The sequence below is a fragment of the Staphylococcus sp. EG-SA-14 genome (genome assembly GCF_017151935.1).
In the GTDB taxonomy this organism is placed as follows: Bacteria; Bacillota; Bacilli; order Staphylococcales; family Staphylococcaceae; genus Staphylococcus; species Staphylococcus aureus.
This window is the reverse complement of the sequence record NZ_JACVZM010000001.1, coordinates 98,781-118,637: the sequence shown is the minus strand read 5'-3', so window position 1 is coordinate 118,637 and position 19,857 is coordinate 98,781. Positions and strand designations below refer to the sequence as shown.

Annotated in this window: 16 protein-coding genes and 1 pseudogene; 10 read left to right on the top strand and 7 right to left on the bottom strand. The window is 32.8% G+C overall.

The window, feature by feature from the left end:
* Positions 1-132: 132 nt before the first annotated feature.
* Genes IDG63_RS00575 through nreC form a run of 7 tightly spaced genes read left to right on the top strand, consistent with a single transcriptional unit; the run spans position 133 to position 8,815 of the window.
* Positions 133-3,822: a nitrate reductase subunit alpha gene (locus IDG63_RS00575; protein WP_000514399.1), complete on the top strand. Its 3,690-nt coding sequence runs from the start codon at positions 133-135 to the stop codon at positions 3,820-3,822.
* Complete coding sequence (narH, locus tag IDG63_RS00570; protein WP_072497487.1) at positions 3,812-5,371, top strand: nitrate reductase subunit beta; 1,560 nt, start codon at positions 3,812-3,814, stop codon at positions 5,369-5,371. The genes IDG63_RS00575 and narH overlap by 11 nt, the downstream gene beginning before the upstream one ends.
* Positions 5,364-5,939, top strand: coding sequence for a nitrate reductase molybdenum cofactor assembly chaperone (gene narJ, locus IDG63_RS00565; RefSeq protein WP_000606771.1), 576 nt, complete (start codon positions 5,364-5,366; stop codon positions 5,937-5,939). The genes narH and narJ overlap by 8 nt, the downstream gene beginning before the upstream one ends.
* A complete protein-coding gene (gene narI / locus IDG63_RS00560) occupies positions 5,932-6,609 on the top strand; it encodes a respiratory nitrate reductase subunit gamma (RefSeq protein WP_000934151.1) in 678 nt (225 codons plus the stop codon). The genes narJ and narI overlap by 8 nt, the downstream gene beginning before the upstream one ends.
* Before the next feature lie 19 nt (positions 6,610-6,628).
* Positions 6,629-7,081: a nitrate respiration regulation accessory nitrate sensor NreA gene (gene nreA / locus IDG63_RS00555; RefSeq protein WP_000186933.1), complete on the top strand. Its 453-nt coding sequence runs from the start codon at positions 6,629-6,631 to the stop codon at positions 7,079-7,081.
* A gap of 23 nt (positions 7,082-7,104) precedes the next feature.
* Positions 7,105-8,139, top strand: a complete 1,035-nt coding sequence (nreB, locus tag IDG63_RS00550; RefSeq protein ID WP_000606544.1) for a nitrate respiration regulation sensor histidine kinase NreB — start codon at positions 7,105-7,107, stop codon at positions 8,137-8,139.
* Positions 8,140-8,161: 22 nt separating this feature from the next.
* Positions 8,162-8,815: a nitrate respiration regulation response regulator NreC gene (gene nreC, locus IDG63_RS00545; RefSeq protein WP_000706315.1), complete on the top strand. Its 654-nt coding sequence runs from the start codon at positions 8,162-8,164 to the stop codon at positions 8,813-8,815.
* A gap of 255 nt (positions 8,816-9,070) precedes the next feature.
* On the opposite strand, the gene IDG63_RS00540 is transcribed toward nreC, so the two are convergent.
* Both IDG63_RS00540 and IDG63_RS00535 read right to left on the bottom strand, forming a co-directional pair.
* Positions 9,071-9,811 carry a MerR family transcriptional regulator gene (locus tag IDG63_RS00540; RefSeq protein ID WP_000332069.1) on the bottom strand — a complete coding sequence of 247 codons (741 nt, stop codon included), beginning with the start codon at positions 9,809-9,811 and terminating at the stop codon, positions 9,071-9,073.
* Positions 9,790-10,705 (bottom strand): annotated as a pseudogene (locus IDG63_RS00535) (DUF2268 domain-containing putative Zn-dependent protease). Before IDG63_RS00535 ends, IDG63_RS00540 begins: the two are co-directional and overlap by 22 nt.
* A 368-nt stretch (positions 10,706-11,073) precedes the next feature.
* Here IDG63_RS00535 and IDG63_RS00530 point away from each other — a divergent pair.
* A complete protein-coding gene (locus tag IDG63_RS00530) occupies positions 11,074-12,243 on the top strand; it encodes a nitrate/nitrite transporter (protein ID WP_000278558.1) in 1,170 nt (389 codons plus the stop codon).
* A gap of 106 nt (positions 12,244-12,349) precedes the next feature.
* Here IDG63_RS00530 and IDG63_RS00525 read toward each other — a convergent pair whose 3' ends face one another.
* Positions 12,350-12,778 carry an Hsp20/alpha crystallin family protein gene (locus tag IDG63_RS00525; RefSeq protein WP_001797427.1) on the bottom strand — a complete coding sequence of 143 codons (429 nt, stop codon included), beginning with the start codon at positions 12,776-12,778 and terminating at the stop codon, positions 12,350-12,352.
* A gap of 215 nt (positions 12,779-12,993) precedes the next feature.
* Positions 12,994-13,440 (bottom strand): MarR family winged helix-turn-helix transcriptional regulator, encoded by a 447-nt coding sequence (locus IDG63_RS00520; RefSeq protein WP_000289213.1) that lies wholly within the window; start codon positions 13,438-13,440, stop codon positions 12,994-12,996.
* Between the two features lie 397 nt (positions 13,441-13,837).
* On the opposite strand from IDG63_RS00520, the gene IDG63_RS00515 reads away from it, so the two are divergent.
* Positions 13,838-14,203, top strand: coding sequence for a DUF3139 domain-containing protein (locus IDG63_RS00515; protein ID WP_000727537.1), 366 nt, complete (start codon positions 13,838-13,840; stop codon positions 14,201-14,203).
* A 181-nt stretch (positions 14,204-14,384) separates the two neighbouring features.
* Entirely contained in the window at positions 14,385-15,662 is a 1,278-nt protein-coding gene (locus IDG63_RS00510) for a cation:dicarboxylate symporter family transporter (RefSeq protein ID WP_001173165.1), read from the top strand.
* 523 nt (positions 15,663-16,185) lie between these two features.
* Here IDG63_RS00510 and IDG63_RS00505 read toward each other — a convergent pair.
* The 3 genes from IDG63_RS00505 to rsp form a co-directional block, all read right to left on the bottom strand.
* A complete protein-coding gene (locus tag IDG63_RS00505) occupies positions 16,186-16,542 on the bottom strand; it encodes a DUF4889 domain-containing protein (RefSeq protein WP_000727328.1) in 357 nt (118 codons plus the stop codon).
* Between the two features lie 264 nt (positions 16,543-16,806).
* Positions 16,807-17,229, bottom strand: coding sequence for a pyridoxamine 5'-phosphate oxidase family protein (locus tag IDG63_RS00500; protein ID WP_000071900.1), 423 nt, complete (start codon positions 17,227-17,229; stop codon positions 16,807-16,809).
* 70 nt (positions 17,230-17,299) lie between these two features.
* Entirely contained in the window at positions 17,300-19,405 is a 2,106-nt protein-coding gene (gene rsp, locus IDG63_RS00495; RefSeq protein WP_000128366.1) for an AraC family transcriptional regulator Rsp, read from the bottom strand.
* Between the last annotated feature and the right edge of the window lie 452 nt (positions 19,406-19,857).

The window sequence follows — 19,857 nt, the reverse complement described above, 5'->3', positions numbered from 1 at the left end:
TAGGTGATTCCCTAATATTTTATGTTTGTGAAAAAATGTACAATCTAATTAAAGCAATAGTCTTGGGCATTTTAAAGTATTTAAAAACACGACATCTACACATCGTATTTTTATACGTAGGAGGATATAAATATGGGAAAATTTGGATTGAATTTCTTTAAGCCAACAGAAAAATTTAATGGGAATTGGTCGATCCTAGAAAGTAAAAGTAGAGAATGGGAAAAAATGTACAGAGAACGTTGGAGCCACGATAAAGAAGTAAGAACAACACATGGTGTTAACTGTACAGGCTCATGTTCTTGGAAAGTATTTGTGAAAAATGGTGTGATTACCTGGGAAAATCAACAAACTGACTATCCAAGTTGTGGTCCGGATATGCCTGAATATGAACCGAGAGGATGTCCACGAGGTGCGTCATTCTCTTGGTATGAATACAGTCCGCTTCGAATCAAATATCCATATATTCGTGGAAAACTCTGGGATTTATGGACTGAAGCATTAGAAGAAAACAATGGTAATCGCGTTGCTGCATGGGCGTCTATTGTTGAAAATGAAGACAAAGCCAAACAATATAAGCAAGCCCGAGGTATGGGAGGGCACGTGCGTTCAAATTGGAAAGACGTTACAGAGATAATCGCAGCACAATTACTGTATACAATAAAAAAATATGGTCCAGATCGAATCGCAGGATTTACACCTATTCCAGCGATGTCAATGATTAGTTATGCAGCAGGTGCTCGATTCATCAATTTGCTTGGTGGTGAAATGCTTAGTTTTTATGACTGGTATGCAGATTTACCACCTGCCTCTCCACAAATTTGGGGAGAGCAAACAGATGTGCCTGAATCAAGTGACTGGTATAACGCATCATACATTATTATGTGGGGCTCTAATGTACCTTTAACACGTACTCCGGATGCACATTTTATGACTGAAGTCCGCTATAAAGGTACAAAAGTCATTTCAGTAGCACCAGATTACGCAGAAAATGTGAAATTTGCAGATAACTGGCTAGCACCGAATCCTGGTTCAGATGCTGCAATTGCACAAGGAATGACGCATGTTATTTTACAAGAACATTATGTTAATCAACCTAATGAACGCTTTATAAATTACGCTAAACAATATACAGATATGCCGTTTCTTATCATGCTGGATGAAGATGAAAATGGATATAAAGCGGGTCGATTTTTAAGAGCGAGTGACTTAGGTCAAACAACAGAGCAAGGCGAATGGAAGCCAGTTATTCATGATGCAATCAGCGATAGTTTAGTAGTACCTAATGGCACAATGGGTCAACGTTGGGAAGATGGTAAGAAGTGGAACTTAAAACTAGAAACAGAAGATGGTTCTAAAATTAACCCTACACTATCAATGACAGATGGTGGATACGAATTAGAAACAATTCAATTCCCATACTTTGATAGTGATGGAGATGGGATATTCAATCGTCCAATTCCAACTCGACAAGTCACTTTAGCAAATGGTGACAAAGTCCGTATTGCTACAATTTTTGACTTAATGGCAAGTCAATATGGCGTGCGTCGTTTTGATCATAAATTAGAATCAAAAGGATACGACGATGCAGAATCAAAATATACACCTGCTTGGCAAGAAGCCATTTCAGGCGTAAAACAAAGTGTTGTCATTCAAGTAGCGAAAGAATTTGCGCAAAACGCTATCGACACTGAAGGGCGTTCAATGATTATCATGGGTGCGGGTATTAACCATTGGTTTAACTCAGATACGATTTATCGTTCAATCTTAAACTTAGTTATGTTATGTGGCTGTCAAGGTGTGAATGGTGGCGGTTGGGCTCACTATGTGGGACAAGAAAAATGTCGTCCGATTGAAGGATGGAGTACTGTCGCATTTGCGAAAGACTGGCAAGGACCACCACGTTTGCAAAACGGAACAAGTTGGTTCTATTTTGCAACAGACCAATGGAAATATGAAGAGTCAAATGTAGATCGTTTAAAATCTCCATTAGCTAAAACAGAGGAGTTAAAGCATCAACATCCAGCTGATTATAATGTTTTAGCAGCTAGACTTGGTTGGTTACCATCTTATCCACAATTTAATAAAAATAGTTTGTTGTTTGCAGAAGAAGCTAAAGATGAAGGCATTGAGTCGAATGAGGCAATTTTAAAACGCGCGATAGATGAAGTTAAGTCAAAACAAACGCAATTTGCGATAGAAGATCCGGATTTGAAAAAGAATCATCCGAAATCACTGTTTATATGGCGCTCAAATCTAATCTCAAGTTCTGCAAAAGGTCAAGAATACTTTATGAAGCATTTACTTGGCACAAAATCAGGTTTATTAGCTACACCAAATGAAGATGAAAAGCCAGAAGAAATTACGTGGCGTGAGGAAACAACAGGGAAATTAGATTTAGTCGTTTCTTTAGATTTCAGAATGACAGCAACACCTTTATATTCTGACATTGTATTGCCAGCAGCGACTTGGTATGAGAAGCATGATTTATCATCTACAGATATGCATCCATATGTACATCCTTTTAATCCAGCTATTGATCCATTATGGGAATCGCGTTCAGACTGGGATATTTATAAAACGTTGGCAAAAGCATTTTCAGAAATGGCAAAAGACTATTTACATGGAACGTTTAAAGATGTTGTGACAACTCCGCTTAGTCATGATACAAAGCAAGAAATTTCAACACCATACGGCGTAGTGAAAGATTGGTCGAAGGGTGAAATTGAAGCGGTACCTGGACGTACAATGCCTAACTTTGCAATTGTAGAACGCGACTACACTAAAATTTACGACAAATATGTCACGCTTGGTCCTGTACTTGAAAAAGGGAAAGTTGGAGCACATGGTGTAAGTTTCGGTGTCAGTGAACAATATGAAGAATTAAAAAGTATGTTAGGTACGTGGAGTGATACAAATGATGATTCTGTGAGAGCGAATCGTCCACGTATTGATACAGCACGTAATGTAGCTGATGCAATACTAAGTATTTCATCTGCTACGAATGGTAAATTATCACAAAAATCATATGAAGATCTCGAAGAACAAACTGGAATGCCATTAAAAGATATTTCTAGCGAACGTGCTGCTGAGAAAATTTCGTTTTTAAATATAACTTCACAACCACGAGAAGTAATACCGACAGCAGTATTCCCAGGTTCAAATAAACAAGGTCGACGATATTCACCATTTACAACGAATATAGAACGTCTAGTACCTTTTAGAACATTAACAGGACGTCAAAGTTATTATGTGGATCACGAAGTTTTCCAACAATTTGGGGAGAGCTTACCAGTATATAAACCGACATTGCCGCCAATGGTATTTGGGAATAGAGATAAGAAAATTAAAGGTGGTACAGATGCTTTGGTACTGCGTTATTTAACGCCTCATGGAAAATGGAATATACACTCAATGTATCAAGATAATAAGCATATGTTGACACTATTTAGAGGTGGTCCAACGGTTTGGATATCAAATGAAGATGCTGAAAAACACGATATCCAAGATAATGATTGGCTAGAAGTGTATAACCGTAATGGTGTTGTAACGGCAAGAGCAGTTATTTCGCATCGTATGCCTAAAGGTACAATGTTTATGTATCATGCACAAGATAAACATATTCAAACGCCTGGGTCAGAAATTACAGATACACGTGGTGGTTCACACAACGCGCCGACTAGAATCCATTTGAAACCAACACAACTAGTCGGAGGATACGCACAAATTAGTTATCACTTTAATTATTATGGACCAATTGGGAACCAAAGGGATTTATATGTAGCAGTTAGAAAGATGAAGGAGGTTAATTGGCTTGAAGATTAAAGCGCAAGTTGCGATGGTATTAAATTTAGATAAATGCATAGGATGCCATACGTGTAGTGTGACATGTAAAAACACTTGGACAAATCGTCCAGGTGCAGAGTACATGTGGTTCAACAACGTAGAAACGAAGCCAGGTGTAGGGTATCCGAAACGTTGGGAAGACCAAGAACACTACAAAGGTGGTTGGGTACTAAATCGTAAAGGGAAACTTGAATTAAAATCTGGAAGTAGAATTTCAAAAATTGCTTTAGGTAAAATTTTTTATAACCCAGATATGCCATTAATTAAAGATTATTATGAGCCATGGAACTATAATTATGAACATTTAACAACTGCGAAATCAGGGAAGCATTCGCCAGTTGCTAGAGCGTATTCAGAAATTACAGGGGATAACATTGAAATTGAATGGGGACCTAACTGGGAAGATGACTTAGCAGGTGGTCATGTTACAGGTCCAAAAGATCCTAACATCCAAAAAATAGAAGAAGATATTAAATTCCAATTTGACGAAACTTTTATGATGTATTTACCACGTTTATGTGAACATTGCTTGAATCCAAGTTGCGTTGCATCGTGTCCTTCAGGTGCTATGTATAAACGTGATGAAGATGGCATTGTATTAGTTGACCAAGATGCATGTCGTGGATGGCGTTACTGTATGACAGGTTGTCCATATAAGAAAGTTTACTTCAATTGGAAAACGAACAAAGCTGAAAAGTGTACATTCTGTTTCCCGAGAATCGAGGCGGGTATACCTACGGTATGCTCTGAAACTTGTACAGGACGTATGCGTTACTTAGGTGTTTTATTATATGATGCAGATCGAGTTCATGAAGCGGCTTCAGCAGTAGACGAGAAAGATTTATACGAAAAACAATTAGATATATTCTTAAATCCATTTGACGAAGAAGTCATTGCTCAAGCTGAAAAAGATGGTATTGGTTATGATTGGATTGAAGCTGCACAAAACTCTCCAATTTATAAGTTAGCAATTGAATATAAACTTGCATTTCCGTTACATCCTGAATTTAGAACGATGCCGATGGTTTGGTATTGCCCACCACTTAGCCCAATTATGAGCTATTTTGAAGGTAAAAATACAACTCAAAATCCAGATGCGATTTTCCCAGCCATTGAAGAAATGCGTTTACCTATTGAATACTTAGCTAATATTTTCACTGCAGGAGATACAGAGCCAGTAAAAGGAGCCCTACAACGTATGGCAATGATGAGAAGTTATATGAGATCTCAAGTTACTCAACAGCCATTTGACACGTCTCGATTAGAGCGATTAGGTATAACCGAGCGCCAAACTAAAGACATGTATCGTTTATTAGGACTAGCCAAATATGAAGATCGATTTGTTATTCCAACATCACACAAAGAAACCTATTTAGATACGTATCACGCACAAGGTAGTACAGGATACAATTACGGCGGCGAGCATTTTGGAGATAACTGTGAAGGCTGTGGCGTTGCAGTAGGTTCAGGGAAAACTGGTCAAGAAATTTATAATGAGAATTTCTATGGAGGGATTTTCCGTGATTAATTTCGATAATTTTAAAAAATATCAAGAAAGTTTTGGATATATGGCACAACAGTTATGCTTTCCAGAAAAATTAACTTTTCATCCAAAAACTTTTGAAGAAACAATTTCGACAGATCATCCAGCATATGAAGATTTAGTAGCATTTAGAAATGTAATGATGACATTTTCATTATCAGAAATCAAAGCGATTTATACAGATACATTTGATTTTACGAAAAAAGCACCATTATATATGACGTATAACAAATTTGATACGCAAAAAGAACGTGGGCAAATGTTAGCTAAATTAAAGGTATTATATGAAATGTTTGGACTAGAAATGGTAGATAATGAACTTTCTGATTATCTACCGTTGATGCTTCAATTTTTGCAAGTGGCAGAATGGCGAAATGATCCAAGAGCTGAAGAGAATATTCAATTAATCATTATGATTATTGAGGATGGAACATATGTGATGGCGAATGCACTTGGTGAAGATAACAATCCATATGCCTATGTGATTCAAGCACTTAGAAAAACATTGAAATTATGTTTGACATCACCAAAAGGAGTGAAACATCATGCTTAATCAGTTTTTATGGGTTATATTTCCGTATTTATGTTTAGTTGTCTTTGTCGCAGGTCATATTGCACGTTATCGTTATGATAAATTTTCTTGGACAGCTAAATCTAGTGAACTAATAGAAAGAAAAAGGTTGATGTGGGGAAGTTTATTATTTCACTTAGGTATTATTCCAGTGTTTTTTGGACACGTAGTTGGATTGTTAATACCGAAACCATGGATGGATGCAGTGGGGGTATCTGAGCATTTATATCATATAGGCGCTGTTTATATTGGTAGCATCTTTGGTATAATAACTTTGATAGGGATGTTTTTATTAACAGCGAGACGTGTTACTACGAAAAGTATTCGAAGATTAAGTTCAGCGTCGGATATATTTGTAAATTTCTTATTATTACTTATCGTATTTATGGGATGTTACGCAACATTAGTAACCAATATACAACATCCAGATTTTAACTACAGAACTTCATTATCAATTTGGTTTAGACAATTATTTATGTTAAAACCAGATGCGTCATTGATGAGTGGTGTGCCGATTGCATTTAAAATGCATATATTGTTAGGTTTCACTATTATGGCTTGTTGGCCATTTACACGTTTGGTACATGTTTGGAGTGTACCTTTGACATATATAAATCGCAGATATATTATTTACCGTAAGAATAAAGTGTAAGCATAAGAGGTGAAAGGATTTGACACCAGAAGCAATAATTGAAGATCGTAGATTTCAAGAGACATTAGATAAAATACGCAAAGAAGAGGGTTATGATTTTGCGGCAATCGCTTTCTATGAATCTAACAAACCATCATCTCCAATAAAATGGCACTATGTTTCAGGTAATAAAAATAATCGATTTAAATTGATTATTTTAAGAAAAGGTCGTGGATTAGCTGGAACTGTTATGAAAACAGGAAAGCGTATGGTAATAGCCAATGTTGGTTTAGCTTTAGGGCCTGAAGAAAAGATTGACTATCCAATTTTATTGAGCGAATCATTAACAGCAGTTTTAGCAGTGCCGCTTTGGTATAAGAATCAAGTGTATGGCGTACTATTATTTGGTCAAAGAGATGGTCGTCCTTTACCAAAAATATTTGATAATGATGATATTCAACGTAAGTTTGGTATTTTCAATGATGATAAATAATGAGATGAATTAGGGTGTAAGTCATGATTAATGAGGACAGTATACAGTTAGATACTTTATTGAAAAAATATTATGAGCATTCAATCGAAAAGATAGTTTTTGCTGATGATAACGGCAAAATTATTGCAATGAATGATGCTGCTAAAGATATATTATCTGAAGAAGATAATTACAGTGCTGTGGCGAATGCGATTTGTCACAGATGTGAAGGGTATACAAATGCCTATGATATACAATCATGTAAAGACTGTTTCTTAGAATCGATGCAAGTACAAGCTACGAATTTCCAAGTATTTATGAAGACGAAAGATCAAAAAGTGATGCCATTTACAGCAACATATCAGTTGATTGATCAAGACAGGGGAATTCATGCATTTACGCTTCAAAATGTTTCATCACAAATTGAACAGCAAGAGAAATTACATCAACAACGTATGATGCGTAAAACAATCTCAGCCCAAGAAAATGAAAGAAAGCGAATTTCTAGAGAGTTACATGATAGTGTGATTCAAGAAATGCTCAATGTAGATGTTCAATTGAGATTATTAAAATATCAAGAAGATACAACTAAGCTTTTGGAAGACGCAGAAAATATTGAATATATTGTCGCTAAATTAATTGATGATATACGTAATATGTCGGTTGAATTAAGACCCGCTTCTTTGGATGATCTAGGCCTTGAAGCAGCTTTTAAATCATATTTTAAACAGTTTGAAGAAAATTATGGAATAAAAATCATATATACATCAAATATTAAAAATACTCGCTTTGATAGTGATATTGAAACGGTTGTTTATCGAGTAGTGCAAGAAGCTATTCTAAATGCGTTGAAATACGCTGATGTAAATGAAATAAATGTAGGTATCCGTCAAACTGGGCGCCATTTGGTAGCAGAAGTGATAGATGCGGGAAATGGTTTTGATCCAAGTTCTAAGCCTAAAGGTTCTGGACTCGGTTTATATGGAATGAATGAGCGAGCTGAGTTAGTCAGCGGTAGCGTCAATATTGAAACGAAAATTGGTGAGGGTACCAATGTTACATTGAACATTCCAATTTGAAACATACATTGGGGGAATAAAATTGAAAATAGTCATTGCCGATGATCACGCTGTTGTCCGTACGGGGTTCTCTATGATTTTAAATTATCAAAATGATATGGAAGTTGTTGCAACGGCTGCAGATGGCGTCGAAGCTTACCAAAAAGTAATGGAATATAAACCTGATGTGTTACTAATGGATTTAAGTATGCCACCAGGTGAGTCAGGTCTTATCGCTACGAGTAAAATTGCTGACAGTTTTCCTGAAACTAAAATACTAATATTAACAATGTTTGATGATGAGGAGTATTTGTTCCATGTGTTGCGTAATGGTGCGAAAGGTTACATATTGAAAAATGCACCTGATGAACAATTATTGTTAGCTATTCGAACTGTATATAAAGGTGAAACATATGTAGATATGAAACTTACAACATCTTTAGTGAATGAATTTGTATCTAATTCAAATCAGGACACTGCAAACACAACAGATCCTTTTAAAATCTTATCAAAACGAGAACTAGAAATATTGCCACTTATTGCCAAAGGTTACGGGAATAAAGAAATTGCAGAGAAATTATTTGTATCTGTGAAAACAGTAGAAGCACATAAGACGCATATTATGACAAAGCTTGGCTTAAAGAGTAAACCTGAGCTAGTTGAATATGCATTGAAAAAGAAATTATTAGAGTTTTAGAGTTTGAAATTAATATAATTCAGTATAAAAGCGCGAGAGGAAATGATTATCTTCTGGCGCTTTTGTATGTTTCGAAATATATTTTTTATAAATCGAATGGAACTTAATCCTTCTCCTTTCGGTAACCTATACTAATTCGCTTTGCAAAGGTATAACTTTTAATATAGTTATTGATTTAGAGAATAAATGATTAGTTTTCTACTTTGAACAATTATTTTAGTTGGTGTATTCAGTGTTGTAGCATCTGTATGAGGATTAAAAATTGTCGCTCTTATTCACATTGCTCAAAAAATAATTAACAGCTTCTGAAATGTATGATGCTAAATTTTGATTATCATATGAATTAAAGTAATCTTTGAAACGCGTATCATCTTCATATGTTTTAGCAATACAGCATAATGTTTCATCATCAAAATCAGCGATAGTGTTCATAAATGCCTTCCACTCAAATACGAGATCACTACAATCTTGGATTGGATAATGACTCAAAGACATATGATTAAATTTATTGAAGATAGTTGTCAATTTATGTCTGATATCCTGCGATTGTAAGCTGTCTTTACGTCTAATAAATGATTGATATGCTTTCGTATGACCATATTTTATAGATGCTTCTTTATCATATTGTGACTGTAGTGTCTTATTTAAAATGCTGGTATCTATTAGAGAGTGTCCGTTAATAAATTCACATACAGAGCGTCTAATTAATTGTAAGTCTGAAATCTTTTTATCTAACTTGCTTACTTGCTCTGATAATAACTTTCGCAACTGTTCATTATCATATGAAATGTATTGTTTTATTTTAGCGATATCAAAATCAAAAGACTTGAGTATTAAAATTTTTTGTAATTTTTCTAAGTCTTGCTGTTTATAAACGCGATAATTTTTATCATTTTTATCTGGAACTAATAATCCTATTTCATCGTAATAATGTAAAGTTCTTTTAGTTACACCTGTAATTTCAATAATATCTTTTAAAGTGTATGTGTATGCCAAAATTCAGTCACCTCATTTATTATTTTTTGTGCTGGAAGTGTTGTGGCAACTTCAATAGGTATGTTTGTTTTTTGTAAAAAGTATTTTACCAAGTGATAGCCACATGCATACCCGGCAGCATGAGATAAGCCAACGATAGGCCTACCTTGAAGTTTATTAATATCATCACCATAGAGATAAGGCATCGATTCAAATATATGCTTTAAATGTAAATGATTATAAATAGTATTTTTAATTTTTACGTTATCACGACTCCAATTAGTATTTGTTACCCACGGTCCAATATGCGCTTTACCATACAATGATTCTACATAGTTTTCAGCTAATCCTTCTGCAATAATCAATTCAATCAAACTTCCGCCATCCCAATCAATAATATTGATAGCGCATATTATGATTTACTTCATGTGCAATTAAGCTTTTCATAGAATTAATTGTACTTGTACTCGGCACTAAATAAATCATAATATAACCTGGTATGCCACCATCACCACCGCGATTTTTATTTAGATACATAAGTGGTTTTTGGCTATCTCCAAGTAATACTGTGAAATGATAGTTAGAAACTTGAAATGAGATACTATAATTTGAAAATTGATCTATAGCAACTTTTAAATATTTTTCGCAATTACTCCAGAAATCATTATTCAGGTATTGTATTGACATTTGGTCAGTTTCAACCAGTTCTTTGGGAGACTTTTGAAATGCATCTAAAAATTGAATCGCACTCATTGTTTGTTTGTCATCATTATAAATAGGCATATGTTGTACCTCAAATTTCTTTTTAAAAGGTACTAATATTTCTTTAGTGAAAATTGAATCACGGTCGTTTATTGGTGCCTTGAGTATATTCTTATAGACGGAATCTGATCTAATAATATTGATTTTATACATGATAAACCTCCTTATGTTGTCAGCATAAAGGATAACGTAACGTGATTTTCAAGCAGTAATTGTAACTAATTGAAAAAAATAAGAAAAGTATGTGAGTGTTCCTAAATAATATGATTAAAATGATGGCGAATAAGTGTCTAAAAGCATCTTAAAGGGACATTGTATAGGGTAAATCACTTCATAAATAAGGGAAAATCCTTATGTTCACTTTTTCACAATCATAATAAAATATATATGTAGTCAATACTTTGTCTATATTGAATGATTTCATATAAATGAAAGCATTTTTAAATAACATTGACCTCTAATATATAGGCAGAGTATTGATATCTATTAAAAAATAAATGATTTTGGTGAAGGTGAAACGTATGTACAAAACAAAAGGTGGCTTTCAACTTACATTACAGACATTAAGTTTAGTGGTTGGGTTTATGGCTTGGAGTATAATTGCGCCATTAATGCCCTTTATTAAACAAGATGTCAATGTTACTGAAGGTCAAATATCAATCATTTTAGCGATACCAGTTATTTTGGGATCGGTGCTCCGTGTGCCATTTGGTTATCTAACAAACATTGTTGGCGCTAAATGGGTATTCTTTACTAGTTTTATCGTATTGTTATTCCCGATATTTTTCTTAAGCCAAGCACAAACACCGGGTATGTTAATGGCGTCAGGATTTTTCCTTGGTGTAGGTGGTGCAATTTTCTCAGTTGGTGTTACATCAGTTCCTAAATATTTCCCTAAAGAAAAAGTAGGTCTAGCAAATGGTATTTATGGTATGGGAAATATCGGTACAGCAGTTTCTTCATTTTTAGCACCGCCAATTGCGGGTATTATTGGTTGGCAAACAACTGTTAGAAGTTACTTAATTATTATCGCTTTATTTGCATTAATTATGTTTATATTTGGTGATACACAAGAACGTAAAATTAAAGTGCCATTAATGGCACAAATGAAAACATTATCTAAAAACTACAAATTATATTACTTAAGTTATTGGTATTTCATTACTTTTGGTGCTTTTGTAGCATTTGGTATTTTCTTACCTAACTACTTAGTAAATCATTTTGGAATTGACAAAGTAGATGCTGGTATTCGATCAGGTGTATTCATTGCGCTGGCAACATTCTTAAGACCAATAGGTGGCATTTTAGGTGATAAATTTAATGCAGTTAAAGTATTGATGATTGATTTTGTTGTTATGATTATCGGTGCCATTATTTTAGGTATTTCAGACCATATCGCATTATTCACTGTAGGCTGTTTAACAATAAGTATTTGTGCAGGTATTGGTAACGGCTTAATCTTCAAATTAGTACCATCCTACTTCTTAAATGAAGCGGGATCCGCAAATGGTATCGTATCAATGATGGGTGGTTTAGGAGGATTCTTCCCACCACTAGTAATCACGTACGTAGCTAATTTAACAGGATCAAGTCATTTAGCATTTATTTTCTTAGCGGTATTTGGATGTATTGCATTATTTACCATGCGTCATTTATACCAAAAAGAATATGGCTCATTGAAAAACGGTTGATATGTAATACATGACATTCATTTAGTTAAATACAAAGCCTTAATATCATGCGCAATATTCGTAGCATGACATTAAGGCTTTAGTAGTGTATTCATTTTAAATTTAACTATGAAATTGGAATAGATGTTGATGAAGTAGTTTCATTGCTTGGTTTGATTTTAGGCAAGGTAATGGTTAATAACCCATTTTCAAAACTAGCAGTAATATGTTGCTTATCAACAGCTTCAAAATCAAATTGACGCATTAATGATTCGAAGTTACGCTCATCTAAAATGAGTTGTTCAGATTTGTATTTTGCGCTTCTAGTAGCTTGAATAGTGAGCGTATTATTATTGAAATCGATACTAATATCTTCTTTATTTACACCTGCTAGTTCAGCTTCTAAGTAATATAATTCGTCTGTTTCATATATATTCGTTACAAATGAAGGTGTTGAAAAGTAATTAAATACTTGTTTACCTAAATCTTTAAATGTATCACTTGGATTACCGTTAAAAAAGTTTTGATTCTCGAATTGATTGAAGTTCAATATCATCACTTCCATTATAGAAATTTGTATTACAAAGCCATTATATGAGTAGTATTAAAAAAGTTAAAGTAAAAGGGGAGATAAAAAAGTAATAAATGGGTAGATTTGTGCCTGATAAGGAATCAGGGCAAAAGAACTGAGCATCGAGATTTATACAAGCAATAAAGATAATGAATAAACATAGCGATGCATACTTCTGCCCATCACCTTATGATAGGGAGTTATTTTTTGTCGGAATAGTCAAAATTTTTAGAAACAAAATTCCGCAAATTATTAATTATATCTGATGCTTCTCGTTCTGAAATGTTGAATTCATTAAAGACCTTAACAGAAATTTCAGCAAGAGGGCTTTTTATTGCTTTACCTTGTTCTGTTAGAGAAATTTGTAGGTTTCTTTCATCTTTCTCTTCACGTGTTCGAACAACGTAATCTTTCTTTTCTAATTTCTTTAGTAATGGTGTCAGTGTTCCAGAATCTAAGAATACACGTTCACCTAATTTTTTGATGTTAAGTTTTTCATCATTTTCAATCGCCATTAAAACAATGTAACCAGTATAGGTTAAATCATATTCCTTAAGATAGTTTGTGTATTTTTTAATTATTTCTTTTGAAGAAACATAAAATAAAAAACACAACTGTTTGCTAAGATAGCTGTTTTCTACATACATCCAATCACTCCTTGTTAAAATAAACAATATTATGAAGTGTAATAGTTGTCAAGTACTGATTTCATCGCAATTATTGAATTGTCTATAATTGAATTTAAATGTTAAATAATGCAAAATATATCGATATCTTAGTATTTTCATCGGTAATTACTGATATGACTGATTTTTTAAATTGAAAAAAATGTAATTGTATCATCCTTAATTGTTAAAAGTAGTCAATTATTTTGATAGATAGTAAAATAAAATTTGTTATTAAATTTTTTAAAAGCATCGTGTATGTAATTCGATTTCTATAATAATATTGAGAATAAAAAAATTTGTTACAATCTGGTAAAAACTCTTTATTAAATAAATTGATTCGTTCATACTGAATAGATAAGCAAAAAGGAGTTACATAATGAAGAAGAAAAAAAACGCGATTAAAGTTATCATTATATTATTTATTTCATTAATTGTTGCAGTAGCATTTTTCTTTGGTCTGAAAACATATCAAGGCCATAAGAATATTCAACTAATTGACAGTTACTTGGAAGAGAAAAATCTAAAAGATAAAATTAAATCAGAAAAAACAGAGTATAGTGCTAAAAAAGGTCTCTTCTATAAGGAAGTTACATTTAAAGATGAACCTGGTGTAACTTATGTTGTGCAACCAATCAGTACTAATAAAGGATTATTTGTTGAAGGCTTTGATACAGAGACTAAGAAAAGTTTGAAAACTGCAAAGCATAAATATTTTAATCAAAATTATAAACCATCAAAATAGTGTAACGTATAACTGGTGAAACAGTTTAGTGCCTTCAATTTTAATTATTTGAGGTAAACAGTTTTTGTATGGAAATTAGTGATTTTTGACATCTATAAAAGATAAATATTTTAATTTTTTATAGATAATTATCAATTTTCTGATATAATTGAGTGATGTCAGATGAAGGGGAGTTTGTACTATGGCTCTATTCAAGAGAAAAATTAGCCTACCTATGCAAGTTGTTATTGCATTAGTGTTAGGTGTTGTCGTAGGACTTTTATTATATGGACAAGAAAACGTAGCAAATTACATTAAACCATTTGGTGACGTATTTTTAAATTTAATTAAAATGATCGTTATACCAGTTGTATTTTGCTCACTAGCGCTTTCTATTTCGAACGTTGGGGAATCGAAAACTGTAGGGCGTTATGGCTGGAAAACAATTTTATACTTTGAAATTATTACAACAATCGCAATAGGTTTAGGGATTATCTTCGGTAACCTATTTAAACCAGGTGCTGGATTAGACCCAACAAAATTACCTAAAGGTGATATTTCTAAATATCAATCAACTGCACATGCAGCAGAACAATCTACATATGGAAATCATTTTATTGATACCATTGTACATATTATTCCGACAAACTTTTTTGAAGCTTTAAATAAGGGTGAATTATTACCTATTATCTTCTTCGCAGTATTCTTTGGATTAGGATTAGCTGCTGTAGGTAAAAAAGCAGAACCAGTTAAAGAATTTTTAAGCGGATCGCTTGAAGCTGTGTTCTGGATGATTAATAAAATTTTAAAATTAGCACCACTTGGAGTGTTTGCATTCATTTGTACTACAATTATTACATTTGGTGCATCCGCATTATTACCACTATTAAAATTAGTATTAGTTGTTGTCTTTGCAATGGTGTTCTTTGTATTCGCTATACTAGGACTAGTTGCATGGATGTGTGGTATTAATATCATGAATATTATTAGAATCTTGAAAAGTGAATTGCTTTTAGCATTTTCTACTTCAAGTTCGGAAGCTGTACTTCCTGTAATGATGAAGAAAATGGAAAACTTCGGTTCTCCAAAAGAAATTACTTCTTTTGTTATACCAATTGGTTATACGTTTAACTTAGACGGATCAGCACTTTATCAATCTATTGCAGCATTATTCGTTGCACAGATGTATGGAATGCACTTAACATTATCAGAGCAAATTGTGTTGATGTTAACATTAATGATTACGTCTAAAGGTATGGCGGCAGTACCAGGAACTTCAATCGTTGTTTTATTAACAACATTAGGTGCCATGGGCTTACCGGCACAAGGTTTAGCATTAATTATTGGTGTTGACCGTATCTTAGATATGGTACGTACATGTGTAAACGTTATTGGTAACGCATTATCAACAATCGTTATAGCTAAATGGGAAAACGTATATGACAAAGCAAAAGGTCAAGAATATTTAAAATCAATTTAAAAAATACTATCTGACATTTAAAGCCCCTTACAACCTCTGGTTGTTAGGGGCTTTTATGCATGCGCTAAAGCGCAGGCGAACGGAAGCGTAGTGACCTCAGGTTGTTAGGGGCTTTTATGCATGCGCTAAAGCGCAGGCGAACCGAAGCGTAGTGACCTCAGGTTGTTAGGGGCTTTTATGCATGCGCTAAAGCGCAGGCGAACCGGAGCGCAGTGACCTCAGGTTGTTAGGGGCTTTTATGCATGCGCAAAGCGCAGGCGAACCGAAGCGCAGTGACCTCAGGTTGTTAGGGGCTTTTATGCATGCGCAAAGCGCAGGCGAACCGGAGCGCAGTGACCTCAGGTTGTTAGGGGCTTTTATGCATGCGCAAAGCGCAGGCGAACGGCAAGTGGAGCTATTCAATATGAAAGTATTTCAAATATAAAAAGCAGCAGTAAAATGATTCCAAATTGGAAATCAACTTACCGCTGCTTTTACTCGTATATACCTTGATGGCAACTAAAATTTGTAATTTAAATTACAATTAGTGTTTCATGTGCATTTTGCCCATGTCATGAATTTTCATCATTAAACCATGTGGTACATCGTCATGGTCAACTTTTTTAACTTTAACAATTTTATCTGAATCTGCTAATTTATAAACAATTACAAAATCACCTTTTTTAACTTTAACATCTGAATCTGAAGGTAATTTAACATTTTTTTCAATACTTTCATCTTTTTCACTAATCATTTTTTCAATAGTAGTATTATCTTTCATAATTCCATAGTATGTATCTTTCTTTCCGCCAGTCATCATCATGATTACTAATACAATACATACAATTAACATGATGGCGATTAAACTAATACCAAGACCAAAACCTTTTTTCTTTTTCATGGTTCATCAATCTCCTTAAATGTAGTTAATTCTGTTATACCTAAAAGTGCAACAGTTTGCAAATGCAGTATTTATATTACATAAAATTAATTTAAAAAGACACACCCTAATCACGTTAAATGTGAATAAAGTGTGTCTAAAAAACAATACATTGCAAATTGAATTGTAAACATATTAAACACTTTAATTATAGCGAGTTATTTTAAGTATTTAACATTGTTATATCTAGAATTCATAAAAGTTATTTCCTATATATACTTTGTGTTATAAATCGATTTTGATAGGTGTATCTAATGATTTGTCATTCATCAATTTAACAGATTGTGGTGTCACCTTTAAAACACAAAGTTCTGGATCTTCTTTTGAACTGAAAAAGCTTTTATCTTGAGTCTCCCATAACCAATCGATTACTTTTTGATCAGTAACTACTTCTATCGTGGCTTCCATTTCAACGAAACTGCGATTTGTCGTATCATTGTAGCCTAACAAAACATATGCTGCTGGATTATCTTTAATTTCTTTGACCTTAGCAGAATGGATATTCGTTTTAGTATATAAAATAAGACCATCATTATAAAAGACCATATATCTACTATTAGGTTTATTATTATATGCAGTTGATAATACACCAACTTTTGACGTTGCTAACACGTTTTCAATTGCTTGAATTGCTTGTGAGTTACTCATTACATATCATCTCCTTATGATATAAATAGCCTTTAACGTAAGAAACTAAACACAAGAGGACTGTTAGTATTTAGCTTGGTTTAAAGCAAATATATTTAACCTCGTCGTGATTTAACTTGAGTTCAAATGTACGACCAGTTTCTTCTTGAACTGCAAGCTCCGTTTTAGGGTAATTCGTTTTGTCTAATTCATCTAAAATTTCTTTTTCTATATAAACAAGTTGATCGCTTATTGGAAGCAAATGTTGAATTGAACCATGTTCATGATTCAATGTTTTAATAATCATCAAAGAGTCTTGAGGTAATTCATTATGGAAAATGAAATCTTGTTTTACGTCTGACATATATCGATCATTAATTTTATTGAATAATAAGAAATGGTAGTTATTATCTTTACGACTCAATACATAATTATTTGTAATTTCAATATCTTCATTAACAAAAGGTCTAAACATTTTATATAAATGCATTAATGGTAGGGGACTACCATATTTGTTGTACAAGGAAATATAATTTGAATGGTCATCTAATAATTGATAGCTAATGCCACCGCCATATCGTAATAATGCGATTAAGTGATACACTATGTCAGATAATTGAATTGGATTCTTACCATCATTAGTATATTTAAATCCGCTTACAGACAGGTTATTATATACAAATTGTGTTGATGATATACCTGAATCTAAAATAAATTTCTTATACTGTTCAAAATGAGTGTCAGTTTGATGATAGTGTTGGTTTTTAGTGATAAGATGTGTTGCAGTTTTTGAATTTTCAATATCAATAAAGTAATAATGGAATTTAAGACGCTGCATGACATCATAAACTTGTTCCACGGTTGAATAAGTTTCTAAAAAGCCATCGACTGTCACACTATATTTAATTTCTTTATTTTTGTTTTTAATTTTAAGATGACATAAATGAATTTCTTCTGCTGTCATAGAATTAGAGCAAAATACGAGCATAAATTTAACTAATTTCTTGCTTGTCTTATAGTCTTGATTGCCTTGTAAAAATGTGAGTATTAATTGCTTCATCGTTTCGAATTGTTGTGTTGATTTAATAGCGATTGCTAAACCTATATTTTTTTCGAAAAGCTTTTCAAAACATCTATTTAACAGGTTGTAATTCGTTTGGCTAATCTCAATATCGTGAATATCGTCAATGAAAACGACAGGTTTTGGTAAGTGCTCAAAGTTAATATCGTAATATTCATTGAAAATAAATTGAAATAGTTCATTGAAATTACTAAATCGAACAAATACTTTGGCACGCTGACTTCGATCTTTCGGATTAAAATCATCTATATGAATATCTGTTGTATTTGTAGCCAGTTGAGCTGTTAAATCAATTGTTGAAATTAACTCAGTGAATTGTGATACGTTATCTTGTTGGAAGTGTATTTGTGGTGGTTCAGTAATCTTGGAAACGAGTGAACGGAACTGTTTAGGACTAAAATGCAAGTAATTCTTAAATTGATTTGCAAAATTTGTATGACTGTTAAAACCGGCCAATTCAGAAACAGTTGTAATAGAATGTTTTGTAGAAAGTAATAAATTGATGGCGTTAACAAGTTTAATACTTGTAAAATAATCTTTAAAATTCATACTCAAATATCGAACAAAAAGATTAGAACAATATGATTCAGAGATGTTGCAATGCATCGCTATATCTTTTAAAGACAAGTGCGCATCAATATTGTCATGAATATAGTTTACACAGTCTATGAACACCGGATTGCTTAAAGCAATATTTGGTAAATATTCATGATCTATTCTTATAAAAGCTTCTTTAAGTAAAGTGTCTATAATACTTTGACCTATATTTTTCCCCATTAAAGAAGAACTTGTTGGTGTACTGATTAAATCGGCAATTAATGACTTAATATAATTACTTGATTGTAATAAATGACGATCTAAATAACCATTAAAGAAATCATCATCTTGTTGATAAAAATAAAAAACGGGTATCATTAATTCGATTATATTTTCGCCGTGGTTAATATTATAAATATCACCATGGTTAATTAAGATAATATAATTACTTACGTCTTTGGTTTCACCATTAATCGTAATATTGAGTTTACTTGTAAGTGAAAATAGCACCATAATATTATTAATATTACGACTGGGTATTGTCGATAATGTATGATGTATTTTAAGTTGGCATGTCATATTTCTCTCTCCTGCCTAATATATATTGAAATCTATCATTTAAATGTAAAACATGGAAATTTTTAAAATCATGGATAGTATACCTATTATAGTTGAATATTTTTGAAAAGGTAATAGTGAAAAATAAAAGAAATTAATGAAAACTCCTAGGAAAACGCTTGTTTTTATGCATTGTGCACAATATAAAAGTAAAATTAGAAAGATAGTAAGCAAAATTTGGAAATTTTCGATAGAGTCTAATTAAATTATTTGGTGCATAATTAATATAGATTTCAAACCTATGTATTTCAAAAAACAATACATAGCCATTTTGAACTAACTTGCTAATCTTTTATTGATATTCAACTATGTTATAAAAAAAGCAAATTGACCAAAATGGAAGTTTGAATCAAAAAACATTAAATGTACCCATGACTTAAATTTTATCGCCATTATTTAAGTTTGGACATACA